The sequence below is a fragment of the Thalassobaculum salexigens DSM 19539 genome, from assembly GCF_000423805.1.
Taxonomy (GTDB): Bacteria; Pseudomonadota; Alphaproteobacteria; order Thalassobaculales; family Thalassobaculaceae; genus Thalassobaculum; species Thalassobaculum litoreum.
Map to the genome: position 1 here is coordinate 559,624 of NZ_KE384094.1, position 12,270 is coordinate 571,893.

Genomic DNA, 12,270 nt, shown 5'->3' on the forward strand with positions numbered 1-12,270 from the left:
GGAGCCCGATATGACCCTGCCCGCCATGCAGTACGACCGGCGCGAGACCACCGCCTGGATCACAAAGCCGATCCTGGTCATGGCCGTGGTCTTCGCCACCCTGCCCCTGTGGATCGAGACCGTCGGCCTGTACCAGTATCTCGGCGTAGAGGTGCTGATCTGGATCGTCTTCGCCCTCGGCTTCAACCTGCTGCTCGGCTACACCGGCCTGCCGTCCTTCGGCCATGGCGCGTTCTTCGGCATCGGCGCCTATGCCTTCGGGCTGGCGCAGTTCGAGGTCTGGGCCAACCTGTGGTTCTGCCTCGCCGCCGCGATCGTGGTGACCGGTGCCTTCGGCGCGGTGACCGCTCTGTTCCTGGCCCACCGCCGCGGCATCTATTTCGCGCTGATGAGCATCGCCTTCGGCCAGATCTTCTACTTCATCGCCAGCAAATGGACCGACGTCACCAAGGGCGAGGACGGGTTGCTGAGCATCGCCCGCCTGCCGGCCGATTTCGGCTTGGCCGAGGTCTCCATCCAGTCGAACACCGCGCTCTACTATTTCTGTTACGCGGTGATGATGGTCCTGATCGTCCTGCTGTGGCGGCTGACCAACTCGCCGTTCGGGCGCACCCTGCGGGCGATCAAGCAGAACGAGACCCGCGTCGCCTTCATCGGCTATCCGGTGCGGCTCTACAAATGGGCGGCCTTCACCCTGTCCTGCGGCATCGCCGGGCTGGCCGGGGGGCTGTTCGCCATGGCGCAGGAGGGTGCGTACATCAACATCATGAGCCTGCAATGGTCCGGCACCATCGTGCTGATCGTGCTGATCGGCGGCGGGTTCGTGAGCTTCTGGGGACCGGTGCTCGGGGTCATCCTCTACTTCGTCGCCCGAGACATCCTCGGCGCCTATACCGAAGCCTGGCTGCTCTGGTTCGGGCTGATGTTCGTCGTGCTGGTGATGTTCAAGCCGGACGGCATCGCCGGCATGTGGCGCGGCTGGGTCTCGCCTCGCCTGCGCGGCCGCGGCGCTCCGACGCCCGCCCCGCGTCCCGCCGAATCGAGGAGCTGAGCCATGGCGCTGTTCGAAGCCACCCATCTGCACAAGCGGTTCGGCGACCAGGTCGTGCTGGAGGATATCAGCCTCGCCTTCGAGGAAGGCCAGGTCTCCGGCATCATGGGGCCGAACGGGGCCGGCAAGACCACCTGCTTCAACGTGCTGACCGGGCGCTACAAGCCGGACCGGGGCCGCGTCACCTTCGACGGCGAGGACATCACCGGGGTCGCACCGCATCGGATCGTCGCCAAGGGGATCTCGCGGTCGTTCCAGATCATGACCCTGTTCGACGAGTTCACAGCCCTGGACAACGTGGTCATGGCCCTGCCCTCTACCCGCCGGCGCGGATTCGACGGGCTGCATGCGCTCGACGGCGACAGCGCGGCCCAGGACCGGGCATCGGAGATAATGGGCCGGGTCGGGTTGAAGGGCCGTGAGGGGGTCAACGCCAAGTCGCTGTCCTATGGCGAGCGGCGGGCGCTGGAGATCGGCGTGTCGCTGGCCACCGAACCACGGCTGCTGTTCGTCGACGAGCCCACCGCCGGCCTCGGCACCGAGGCGACGGCGCGGCTGACCGACCTGATGCGCGAGCTGAAGCGCTACACCACCATCGTGGTGATCGAACACGACATGCGCTTCCTCTTCGCCCTGGCCGACAAGATCTCGGTCATCCACTGGGGTCAGGTGATCGCCCAGGGCACACCGGATGAGCTGCGCGCCAACCGCTGGGTCCGGCGTTCCAATATCGGGGAGCTCGCAAATGCTTGAGATCCGCAACGTCAACACCTTCTACGGCGAGACCCAGGCGCTGTTCGACGTCTCGCTCGATGTCGGCGCCGGCGAGGTGCTGGCCGTGCTCGGCGCCAACGGGGTCGGCAAGACCACCACCATCCGCACCATCCTCGGCCTCACCCCGGCGCGCTCCGGCGAGATCCGGTTCGACGGGGCCGACATCACCCGGCTCAACACCCACGACATCGCCCGGCGCGGCGTCGGGTGGGTGCCCGACGACCGCCGCATCTTCCCGACTCTCAGCGTCGCCCAGAACCTGGCCATAGCCCGCAAGACGACCCGCTTCCGCTCCTGGCGGCTGGACGAGATGTTCGAGATCTTCTCCGCCCTGGAACACCTGATGGGTCGGGACGCGGAGAACCTGTCCGGCGGCGAGATGCAGATGGTGGCGATCTCCCGCGCGCTGTTGGGCTCGCCCGGTCTGGTCCTGTTCGACGAGCCGAGCCAGGGGCTGGCGCCGAAGATCGTGCAGGACGTGATGAAGACCATCCGCCGCCTGAAGAACGAGGGCCTGTCGGTGCTGGTGGTCGAGCAGAACGCGCTCGCCGCCCTGGAGGTCGCCGACCGGGCCGTGGTGCTCGACCGCGGCCGGGTGGTCCATCGGGGCACCGCCGCCGAACTGATCCGCGACGAAAACCTGCGCCGCAACCTGATCGGGATCTGAGCCATGACCGCGATGCTGAGCGTCGAGCAGTTGACCAAGACCTACACCACCGGCTTTCCCAGCCGGAAGCCGACCTTCACCCTGGCCGCCGACTTCACAATCGAGGAGCCGGCCATCGTCGGCCTCATGGGCCCGAACGGCTCGGGCAAGACCACCCTGTTCGAGCTGATCACCGGCTCCAACGCGCCGACGAGCGGCCGGGTGCTGGTTCAGGGCCGCGACATCCACCGCATCCGAACCGACGAGCGCGACCGGCTGGCGATCCACTATCACCAGTCCTACCAGGTCCGGCATTTCCGCTCGCTGACGCCGAATTTCATGCTGGAGAAGGCGGGGTCGGACTATCCAATCGTCCACCTATTCGACGAGCCGCAGTTCAACACCCAGGATGGCTATATCGGCTTCATGCTCGACTTCTTCCGCAAGCTGCGCGCCCAGGGCAGGCTGGTCTTCCTCTGCGTCCACCCGAACGAGCGGTTCCACTTGGAGATCCTGCAGGAAATCTGCGAGCGGTTTATCTTCGTGCAGACCGGTTCGGTCACGCCGATGCCCGACTACGCCTCGCTGATCGCCCATCCGCCGGTCCAGGCCTATCTCGGCGACCTGCTGACGGAGCGCGCGGCATGAGGGCGGCTCTGATCGGTGCGGGCATGATCAGCCTCTACCACCTGCGCGCCTGGCAGGCCGCCGGCGTGCCCGTGGTGGCGATCTGCGATCTCGACCGGACGAAGGCCCAGGCGCGCGCCGACGAATTCGGCATCGACCGGGTCTATGACGACCCGGCGGCGATGTTCGCCGAGGGCGGTTTCGAGCTTGTCGACATCGCCGCCTCGGTCGGCGGGCACGCGCCGCTGACCCGGCTGGCGGCGGATCATGGCGTCCACGTCCTGCTGCAGAAACCGATGACCGAGACCGTGGCCGAGGCGGAGACGCTGGTCGCCGAGGTGGGCGAGCGGATCCGCTTCATGGTGCACGAGAACTACCGCTTCCGGCCGCACTACATGACGGTGCGCCAATGGATCGCCGAAGGCCGGATCGGCCGGCCGCGTCATGCCGCCATCGCCGTGCGCGGTTCCGGCCTGTGCCCGCGCGACGGCGACGTCCCGTTTCTGATCGAGCGCCAGCCCTACCTGACCGGCTTCCGGCGCAATCTGGTGTTCGAGACCATGATCCATCACCTGGACGTTCTGCGCCTGCTCATCGGCCCACTGACCGTCGTCGCCGCCCGGCTGAACCGGCTTGCCGACGGCCTGCCGGGGGAGGATACCGCGTCGATCCTGATGGACGGACCGGACGGCCTGATCGCCACGGCCGACGGCTGCATCTGCGCCCCGGGCTATCCGCCCCTGCACGGCGACCGGCTGGAAATCGTCGGCACCAAGGGCACGGTGGTCATGGACTTCAACCGGGTGTTTCTCGTGGGCGAGGAGGACGCGGCGGAGGAGGTCGACCTGATCGGCCGCTATCAGGAGTGCTTCGATCATGCTATCGCCGCCTTCGTCGACGGCATGCGCACCGGTGCGCCGTTTGAGACCGACCGACTGGACAATCTGGAAACGCTGCGACTGATGGAAAGTGTTTACACCGCCGCCGGGGTGACCGTCTGACATGGAAGCCCCGTCCCCGAGTCTCACGCCCGGAATCGATCCCGATCGGCTCGCCGGCCTGTTCAGCCTGAAGGGCAAGACCGCCTTCGTGCCGGGCGGCTACGGCGCGCTGGGCGAGGCGATCTGCCTCGCGCTCGCCGCACACGGCGCTTCCGTCGTGGTCGCCGGTCCGCAGCAGGCCAAGGCGCAGGCCCTGGCCGAGCGCGTCGCGGCCCAGGGCGGCACCGCCTGGGGCCTCGGCCTGGATGCCAGCGACGTTCCGGCGATCCGCGAGACGGTGGAGCAGGCGATCGGCCTGGCCGGCGGGATCGACATCCTGGTGAACTGTGTCGGCATCCAGCGCGAGCAGTCGATCTTCGACGTCACGCCCGAGGCGTTCGATACGATGTACGCCACCAACCTGCGCTCGGCCATGTTCCTGAGCCAGTCCGTGGCCAAGCATCAGGTCGATACCGAGCGCCAGGGCCGCCACATCCACCTGCTGTCGGTGCGCTCCCAGCTCGCCCTGCGCGGCCGCGGCTATTCCGCCTACTGCGCCACCAAGGGCGGGCTGCTGATGCTGGTGAAGCAGCACGCCATGGAACTGGCGCCCTACGGCATCACCGTGAACGGCGTGGCGCCGACCTTCATCCAGTCGGACCGCATCCGGCCGCATCTGGAGCGCGAGGAGTTCAAGAACTTCATCCTGAACCGCAACCCGCTGGGCCGGATCGGCGAGCCGATCGAGGTGGCGGGGCAGGTCATCGCCTTCGCCGCCCCGGCCGGCGGCTACGTCACCGGCCAGGTCGTCTATATCGACGGCGGCGTGACCGCCAGCCAGTAGGGCGGCCGGTCGGTAGACCACGCCGGCCCCGCCGTCGATCAGATGCCTGAGCTTGCCCGGCGGGTCATGGCATGGCCTAGTCTGGTCGCATGACCGACAGCCTCCCCACATGCCCCCGACCGTCGGCCGACCGCGCCGGGCCGGGGCGGTCTTTCAGGCGATGACGGACGCGCTTTGCGACCCTGCCTGGACCGCGGTCGCGGCCACGCGGCCCTGGGCACCGCCGGTCTGGCTGGAACCCGGAGACGGCGCGGACTCCCCGCACCTGCCCCGGCAGCCGATACCTCCCGGCGCCCGGCAGCGGCGGCTCGCCCGGACCTATCTCGGCGATCTCGACGGGCTCCACGCTCTGCTCCAGGAGCTTCGGTTGCAGGCCGACGAGGAACTGGCCCCGCGGCTCCCGAGCTTCGCCGGCAAGCTCTACCCCCTGGGCCGCTGCCTGGAGATCCGCGACGCCGTCTTCGCCGCCCTGGTCTCGCGGATCCAGCAGCCCGACTCCGCCGTTACCCGCGCCTTGCACGGCTTTATCGCCGAGGGTGGGGTCGGCGGGAAGATCTGGGGCGTTCTGCGCGAGTCCTACTTCCAGAACGCCATCCAGCTCGGCCCGCTCTATGTCGATGTGGCCAACGACACGGTGACCGTCACCAAGCCGAAGATCGAGATCCTGCCGATGGAGTCCGCCGGGATGGTGCCGGTGGCCAGCCTAGCGCATTTCGCGACCATCGCCCGGCGCTACTGGGGCGTGGAGATCTACCGCAACACGGTCTTTCCGGCCCTGGCCCCGTATTACCCGATGATCTGCGTGTCCGAGACCGGTGCGGCCTGGATCGAGCCGGGCTCCGGGCAGGTCACCACGCTGATCCGGCGCCAGCGGATGATGCCCGCCCTGCGGTTTCTGTCCGCGCTCGCGCCGCCGCCGGACGACCGGGTCCGCGCGCTCTATCAGATCAAGAGCACCAGCACCGATGCGCTGATCCGTGCCGAAGGCGATCCGGTCGCCATGGTCGAGCAGGCGCGCGCGCAGGGCAGGTATCGCGATCCGGCGTATCTCGCCGCCTGCCGTGCCCGCCGGGACGCGATCATCGCGCATTTCAGGGGGAGCGAACCGACAAAGCCATGGAATCTCGACGGGCCGCCGTGAGGCTTCTCTGCTCCCGGACCACCCCGTCGGAAGACCGACGCGGCGCGAGGGAACTCCGCGACATTTCAACCCGGTTCGAGTAGGCTTCGCCCTACTCCCGCTCTCCGGCCCAAGAGGGTTCCGTGCCTCTCGAGAACGTCACGATCATCGACACCACGCTGCGCGAAGGTGAGCAATTCGCGCGCGCTGATTTCTCCTCCGACGCCAAGCTGGAACTGGCCCATGCGCTGAGCGAGTTCGGCATCACCTTTCTGGAGGTGACCTCGCCGGCGGCCAGCCCGCGCTCGCGCGACGACGCCGCGCGGATCGCCGGGGCCAACCTGCCGGTGACCGTGGCCGCGCATATCCGCTGTCACCGCGACGACGTGGACATCGCCCTCGACAGCGGGGTCGGCGCCCTCAACATGGTCATGGCGATCTCGCCGATCCTGCGCCGCGCCAGCCACGGTCAGGCGATCCCCGAGGTGGTCCGGACCGCCGCCGAGATCGGCGAATATGTCCGCAAGCGCGCGCCCGACGTCATCCTCCGGTTTTCCAGCGAGGACGCCTTCCGCTGCCCGCTGAACGACCTGCTGAACGTCTATCTGCCGCTGTCGGAGCTGAAGCTGTTCGACCGGCTGGGCATCGCCGACACCACCGGTGCCGCCACGCCCGACAGGGTGTCGGAAGTGGTCGGTCTGGTCTCGCGGCTGACCGGCACGCCGGTTGAGTTCCACGGCCATAACGACATCGGCTGCGCCATCGCCAATGCCCATGCCGCCGCCATGGCCGGCGCCGGCTATATCAACACCACCGTGCTCGGCATCGGCGAGCGCAACGGCATCACCTCCCTGGAGGGTCTGATCGCCGTGCTCTACGCCGCCGACCCGGAGACCACCCGGTCCCGGTTCGACCTGCCGACCCTGCCCGCCCTGTGCCACCGGGTGGCCGCGCTGGCCGGAGTGGAGGTGCCATTCAACGACGTGCTGGTCGGCGAGACCGCGTTCAGCCACAAGGCCGGCCTGCACACCAAGGCGGTGTACAACGATCCGCGCGCCTACGAGGCCCTGGACCCGGCGGATTTCGGTCTGGACCGGCAGATCTCCATCGGCCATCGGCTGACCGGCTGGAACGCAATCCGCGTGCGCTCCGAGGCGCTCGGCTACAGCCTGCCGCTGGCCGTGCTCAAGGCGGTCACCCGCCGAGTCAAGGAAGCCGGCGACGGCGGCGACCTGTCGATCGAGACGGTCGATGCGCTGATCGCCGACGCCGCCCGGGAAGGCGGTCTGGCCGCCGGAAACTGAGCTGCGTCAGGCCGGCGCACGCTGGCGCATGGCGAAGCTGGCCAGACCATAGAGCAACGCCACCACCGCGTATCCGATCCCCAGTACCGCCAGGGCGGCTGGATTGTCGGAGGCGGCGACCAGCAGCAGGCCGACCAGGGCCGGACCCGAGATGTGACCGATCCGCTCCAGGATCCGGTAGACGGCGATGGTGCGGTCGCGGCCCACGGCCCCGGCCGCCCCGCCGGCGGCGACGCGGGCGATGATTGGGGCGGCGATCAGCCCCTGGCCGACCCCCAGCAGCGCCACGGACAGGCCGATGGCCGCACCGCTCGCCACCGACAGCGGGATCGCCTCCAGTGCCGTCTGGACGTCGACGGCAAGCACGATGAGCCACTGCGGCATGGCGCCGCCGCTGACCCCGGTGACCAGACCCAGCCCGGCCATGCCCAGCGCCAGGGCGATCATCCCAACCACCAGAGCCCGGTCGGTCGAGCCGATCAGCTTGACCAGCCGGGGGGCGATGGCGGTCACCAGATAGGTGACGATGGCAAAGACCATCAGCGCCTGACCGACCTCGTCGTCGCCGTAGCCCGACCGGTGCAGCACCAGGGGCATGGCGAAGATCGCCACCCCGGCCAGGGCGAATTTCGAGGTCACACCGATCATGGTCAGCAGGGCGAGGAAGTCCGGGAAGACAAGCACCCGCTTCAGGTCGCCGAACAACCGGATCGGCTGCGGCTCCTGGTCCTTCCGCAGGGACGGCAGCACGAAGCGGATGTAGAGCAGCGATACCACCGCCACCAGGCCGGCCAGCATGACGAACGTGGCGTCCGGCATGAACACCGCCAGCAGCCCGCCGATGCCGGTGCCGACGATCAGGCCGCCGTTATAGCCCAGCACCTGGGCCGCCGCCGCCCGCACCCGCTCCTCCGACGAGACGATCTCGAAGGCATAGGCCTGTACCGCGACGAGCAGAATGCCCTGACCGACGCCGCCGAGCGTCCGACCCATGCACAGCGCCCAGAACGACTCCACGCCACCGACCAGGAACAGCCCGCCCGCCACCGCCGCGGCACCGCCCACGAACAGGGCGCGCAGGTCGATCCGCTCGGTCAGGATCGAGGCGGGGATCAGGGCGGCGGTCAGCCCGATGAAGAACAAGCTGAACGGCAGCGACACGAAGCCGCCCGACAGGCCCTCGGACACGACCCGTTCATGGCTGATCTCCGGCAGCACGGTCAGCACCAGGGAATCCGCCAGGATGCCGAGGAAATAGGCCGGCTGCAGCACCGCCAGCCCGGCCGTGCCGGTGATCCTGTCCGCACGCGCGCCGTACCCGCCGGCCCGCACCGCCCGGAAGAAGATCGTCGCGAAGAGCATGCAGCCGAAGAACAGGGCGGCGAAGTTCCGCCCGCCGGCCCCCATGGCCTCGATCACCACGGAGAACGGCAGCTCCGCGGTCAGGACCAGTTGCTGATCGGCATCGATCGGCTGCGAGAACGAGACCGTTCCCTCGCCGGTGCTGTCGCCTGCATGCTCCTGGTCGGTGATCCGGTTCAGGACCTTGTCGCGCTCGGTCAGCGTGATGGCCGCGATCTGCGGGTTGATCCGACGGTAGTCGACCAACGCCTCTCGGATCCCGCTCAGCGCGTCGATTGGAATGCCGATCTCGGTGACCGCCGTCAGCCGCGCGGCCATCGACCGCGCCAGCCCCTCGGCCTGGCCCTCCACGCCCTTGCGGTAGAGCTGGAACATCACCACGACCAGCACCGCCACCATCACGACCATCACCGCTGTGAAGGTCGGCCGCAGCCAGCGCCGCGCCGCCTCCGCCCCACGCAGCACCACGACCGTCTGCATCGCGGCGAAGGCCAGGAACAGGCCCGCGGCGGTGAGGAACACCGGCAGGAAGGCGTCGTCGATGGTGCCGCGGATGGTCGGGCCGTCCACATGCAGCATCAGGAAGCCGACCGGTCCGAACTTGTCCGTGACCGGCAGGCGCAGGATCTTGGCGTTGTCGACCGAGGCGACCTCGCCCCCTTCCCCGTCTGCATGATCGTGGAAGGCCGACACGTGGACGTCGAATTCCCCCGCGCAATCCTCCGTTTCCGGATGCTCGTGAACCATGACGCAGGCGACGGTGGCGCCCCGGACTCCGGTCAGCGCCACCGTATGGATCGAGGTATCGACGTCGCCCAGTTGCTCGGCCCGCCGATCGAAGCCGGTGAACTGGTCGAGCGGCAGACCGCTCTGGGCGAACTGGTTGAGGGTATGCTGCAGCGTCGCGCCGAGCTGGACCACCCGGTCGATGCGCATGCCGGTATAGACCCGGGTGGCCTCGCCATAGCCCACATAGGCGAACATGAGCAGGCTGAGCCCCATCAGCGCAATGCCGGGGAGGATCGCAGTGAATCGGTTCATTCCGGTCTCCGGCCTGGGGCGTCGCCCCCTCGACACCCCGGGCCGGGCGTCATTTGGAAGGCTTCAGGGGATGGGCAGGCGCCGCCCGCTCACCCCTTCGGGGCGGCCGCGGCGGCAGCCGCGGAAGCCCCCGTGTCGGTCTCGATATCCTTCAACCGCGGTTCGATCATGAGCTGGACCTTGCGCAGGTCGCGCACGAACTTCTCGTTGTGCCCGTCATCCAGCTCGACCGCCCGCCGCAGGATGTCGGCGGCCTTGACCTTGTTGCCGTGTTCGGCGTGGTACATGCCGTAGGCGTGAACGACGCGCGGGAAGTCCGGGGCCATGTCGTAGGCCTCGCGGAACTTAAGACCCGCCTCCTTGATCTTGCCCTGGGCGATCAGCGAGTTCGCCCAGTACACCACGGCCTCGGGATAGTGCGGATCGATCTCCAGGGTCTTCTCGAACCGGCCGATCGCCTCCTCGTGCATCCCCATGGTCTGCAGCGCCTCACCCCAGCGCATCATCGGGCGAGGGAAGGTGGGATCGAGGGCGAGCGCCTGCCGGTTCTTCATGATCGACCCTTCCAGGTCGCCCTCGAAGTACAGAACATGGGCCCACAGGGCATAGACCCAGGGCAGGTTCTTGCGGGGCGCATGCACCAGGGCGTGGGTGATCGCTTCCTTGGTCTTGGTGAAATCGCGGGACGGGATCTCGTCGCGGAAGTGATAGACGGCGATCAGATACGGATCGAGTTCCTTCAGAAGATCGATTGCCGCGGCACTGACGAGGCTGGGGATGTCATCCTTCGAACCGCGCTTCTCCATCAGGAAGTGCCAGTATTCCGAGGACTGGCCCCGGATCCGCAGCACGAGGTTCTCGCCCTCCTCGACGAACTCGCCGGAGAAGGAATAGGGCAGGAAGCCGAGCGCCACCTGGGTGGCGCGGATCGGCTGGGCCAGACCGAACCAGTCGCTCAGGGCCTCGACCGATTTCGCCTGGGCCGTCTCCTCGGCAACATAGGCGCCGCGGTTGGTGCCCGCGGCGTCGCTGATCCGGGCGATGCTGTCCGACAGCATCGTGGTGGCGACAGCGCCCGAATACCCCTGATCCTCCAGGCTCGGCGGCACCGAGATGTTCTGGATCACGATGGTGTCCGGACTGATGAAATATGAAACCGCAAAGAACGCACCGACCGCCAGGGCCGGAATCGTCAGGATATTGTCCAACACCGCGCGCATCCTCCTCGTCGCCTCGGCCGGCGCGACCCGTTCTCGGGATTCACGTTCAGCCGACCACTCCACGCGCTCCGCCACCGCAGCGGAACCCGCCCCCTAAACCCGTGACCCTCCGGTCCCGGTCCGTCAGAACACCCGCTGGCCGAAAGCCACCACCTGGCGTCCCTCTCGATCGTATACGAAGGTGGAAGACTCCAGAAAAGAGAATGGAATCTTCACCCCGATCCGGTCGGCGATCAGGAAGTTGATCGCCAGATCCGGCGGCGCCACCGTGCCGACCGGCAAGTCGCCCGGCCGCGCGTCCCCTGTCGCCACATCCACCGCATAGACCGCGGCCAGCGTCAGCGCGCTCGTCAGATTCACGCCGATGGACAGCAGCGCCGACTCCTCGCCGGCGCGCACGATGTCCGGCAGCATGGAGACCACCGGCAGACGGCCCGCATGGCGGTTGATCTGGGCAATGCGTTCATAGGCTGCGGTCGAGCCGGTGACCAGCAGGATGCTCTTCTGGAAGTCGGGATCCAGCCTTCGGATCCGCTCCAGCGCCTTCGGCAACCCCTCTTCGAGCTCCTGCTCGGCCGAACCGCGCTCGGTCACCGTGACGTCGATGATGGTGAGCCCGTGCCTGTCGGCCGCCGCCTTGAGCGGGTTCACCTGAGTCAGGACCGCGCTGTCGTTGTTCTCCGAATAGATCAGCCCGATCGTGTTCAGATCGGGGATCAGCCGCCGCAGATAGGCGACAAGCGTCCCGGTCTCAACGTTGATCGAGGTATAGGCGATGTTGGTGCCGCTGCCCGACGGGTCGCTCAGATGCCCCGAGGCGATCGGATCCTTCGACGCGCTGGTCACCGCCGGGATCGCGTGGCCGCTGTGATGCGCCCGCAGGAACGAGGTGGCCGACGAGCCGGCCGACATGATCAGATCCACCGGCTGGTCATAGGACCAGCGCAGCGCCTCCAGCGCCACGGTCTCGTCGTTGTCGTAGTACCAGATGTCGAACCGGGCCGGCACCTGACGCCGGGCGAAGACCTGCAGGATGGTGTTGACGGCCAGGGTATAGGCCTCGACCGAGCGGCTGGGGATCAGAAGCATCACCCGCTTGGCGCCCTCGGCCCCGTCCCGGGGCACGGCCACGTGGCGGGCGGTATCGCCGGCATCGGTATCGACGCTGTAGCTGTCCAGCGTGGCGTCGTCATAGACGACCCAGTCCAGCACGGGGCGCGCCGCCGCCGCCGTGGGATCGGCGGCAAGCCCAAACGCCAGAACGAGGAGCACCCGAATGATCATGGTCACACTCGTACCAT

General features: G+C 68.0%; 11 protein-coding genes. 8 read left to right on the top strand and 3 right to left on the bottom strand.

Annotation, left to right across the window (positions count from 1 at the left end; translation table 11 throughout):
* The first annotated feature begins 10 nt into the window (after window positions 1-10).
* From G578_RS0117780 to G578_RS0117815, 8 genes are all read left to right on the top strand, one after another.
* Window positions 11-1,051 (top strand): branched-chain amino acid ABC transporter permease, encoded by a 1,041-nt coding sequence (locus G578_RS0117780; RefSeq protein ID WP_156907376.1) that lies wholly within the window; start codon window positions 11-13, stop codon window positions 1,049-1,051.
* 3 nt (window positions 1,052-1,054) lie between these two features.
* Window positions 1,055-1,804, top strand: a complete 750-nt coding sequence (locus G578_RS0117785; RefSeq protein WP_028795393.1) for an ABC transporter ATP-binding protein — start codon at window positions 1,055-1,057, stop codon at window positions 1,802-1,804.
* Window positions 1,797-2,492, top strand: a complete 696-nt coding sequence (locus G578_RS0117790) for an ABC transporter ATP-binding protein (RefSeq protein WP_028795394.1) — start codon at window positions 1,797-1,799, stop codon at window positions 2,490-2,492. Before G578_RS0117785 ends, G578_RS0117790 begins: the two co-directional genes overlap by 8 nt.
* A gap of 3 nt (window positions 2,493-2,495) precedes the next feature.
* Window positions 2,496-3,119 carry an ATP-binding cassette domain-containing protein gene (locus tag G578_RS0117795; RefSeq protein WP_028795395.1) on the top strand — a complete coding sequence of 208 codons (624 nt, stop codon included), beginning with the start codon at window positions 2,496-2,498 and terminating at the stop codon, window positions 3,117-3,119.
* Window positions 3,116-4,099, top strand: coding sequence for a Gfo/Idh/MocA family protein (locus G578_RS0117800; protein WP_028795396.1), 984 nt, complete (start codon window positions 3,116-3,118; stop codon window positions 4,097-4,099). Before G578_RS0117795 ends, G578_RS0117800 begins: the two co-directional genes overlap by 4 nt.
* Before the next feature lies 1 nt (window position 4,100).
* Entirely contained in the window at window positions 4,101-4,922 is an 822-nt protein-coding gene (locus G578_RS0117805; RefSeq protein WP_051244977.1) for an SDR family NAD(P)-dependent oxidoreductase, read from the top strand.
* A gap of 160 nt (window positions 4,923-5,082) precedes the next feature.
* Entirely contained in the window at window positions 5,083-6,063 is a 981-nt protein-coding gene (locus G578_RS28625) for a hypothetical protein (protein ID WP_156907377.1), read from the top strand.
* Window positions 6,064-6,185: 122 nt separating this feature from the next.
* Window positions 6,186-7,346, top strand: coding sequence for a homocitrate synthase/isopropylmalate synthase family protein (locus G578_RS0117815; protein ID WP_028795398.1), 1,161 nt, complete (start codon window positions 6,186-6,188; stop codon window positions 7,344-7,346).
* Window positions 7,347-7,352: 6 nt separating this feature from the next.
* On the opposite strand, the gene G578_RS0117820 is transcribed toward G578_RS0117815, so the two are convergent.
* From G578_RS0117820 to G578_RS0117830, 3 genes are all read right to left on the bottom strand, one after another.
* Window positions 7,353-9,749, bottom strand: a complete 2,397-nt coding sequence (locus G578_RS0117820) for an MFS transporter (protein ID WP_028795399.1) — start codon at window positions 9,747-9,749, stop codon at window positions 7,353-7,355.
* 89 nt (window positions 9,750-9,838) lie between these two features.
* Window positions 9,839-10,960, bottom strand: coding sequence for a tetratricopeptide repeat protein (locus tag G578_RS0117825; protein WP_156907378.1), 1,122 nt, complete (start codon window positions 10,958-10,960; stop codon window positions 9,839-9,841).
* A gap of 132 nt (window positions 10,961-11,092) precedes the next feature.
* Entirely contained in the window at window positions 11,093-12,253 is a 1,161-nt protein-coding gene (locus G578_RS0117830; protein WP_245565657.1) for an ABC transporter substrate binding protein, read from the bottom strand.
* Window positions 12,254-12,270 lie beyond the last annotated feature (17 nt).

Excerpts from the sequence above, each read along its gene's own strand:
- G578_RS0117780 (WP_156907376.1), top strand. The coding sequence starts at position 11 with ATGACCCTGCCCGCCATGCAGTACGACCGGCGCGAGACCACCGCCTGG.
- G578_RS0117785 (WP_028795393.1), top strand. The coding sequence starts at position 1,055 with ATGGCGCTGTTCGAAGCCACCCATCTGCACAAGCGGTTCGGCGACCAG.
- G578_RS0117790 (WP_028795394.1), top strand. The coding sequence starts at position 1,797 with ATGCTTGAGATCCGCAACGTCAACACCTTCTACGGCGAGACCCAGGCG.
- G578_RS0117795 (WP_028795395.1), top strand. The coding sequence starts at position 2,496 with ATGACCGCGATGCTGAGCGTCGAGCAGTTGACCAAGACCTACACCACC.
- G578_RS0117800 (WP_028795396.1), top strand. The coding sequence starts at position 3,116 with ATGAGGGCGGCTCTGATCGGTGCGGGCATGATCAGCCTCTACCACCTG.
- G578_RS0117805 (WP_051244977.1), top strand. The coding sequence starts at position 4,101 with ATGGAAGCCCCGTCCCCGAGTCTCACGCCCGGAATCGATCCCGATCGG.
- G578_RS28625 (WP_156907377.1), top strand. The coding sequence starts at position 5,083 with ATGACGGACGCGCTTTGCGACCCTGCCTGGACCGCGGTCGCGGCCACG.
- G578_RS0117820 (WP_028795399.1), bottom strand. The coding sequence starts at position 9,749 with ATGAACCGATTCACTGCGATCCTCCCCGGCATTGCGCTGATGGGGCTC.
- G578_RS0117830 (WP_245565657.1), bottom strand. The coding sequence starts at position 12,253 with ATGATCATTCGGGTGCTCCTCGTTCTGGCGTTTGGGCTTGCCGCCGAT.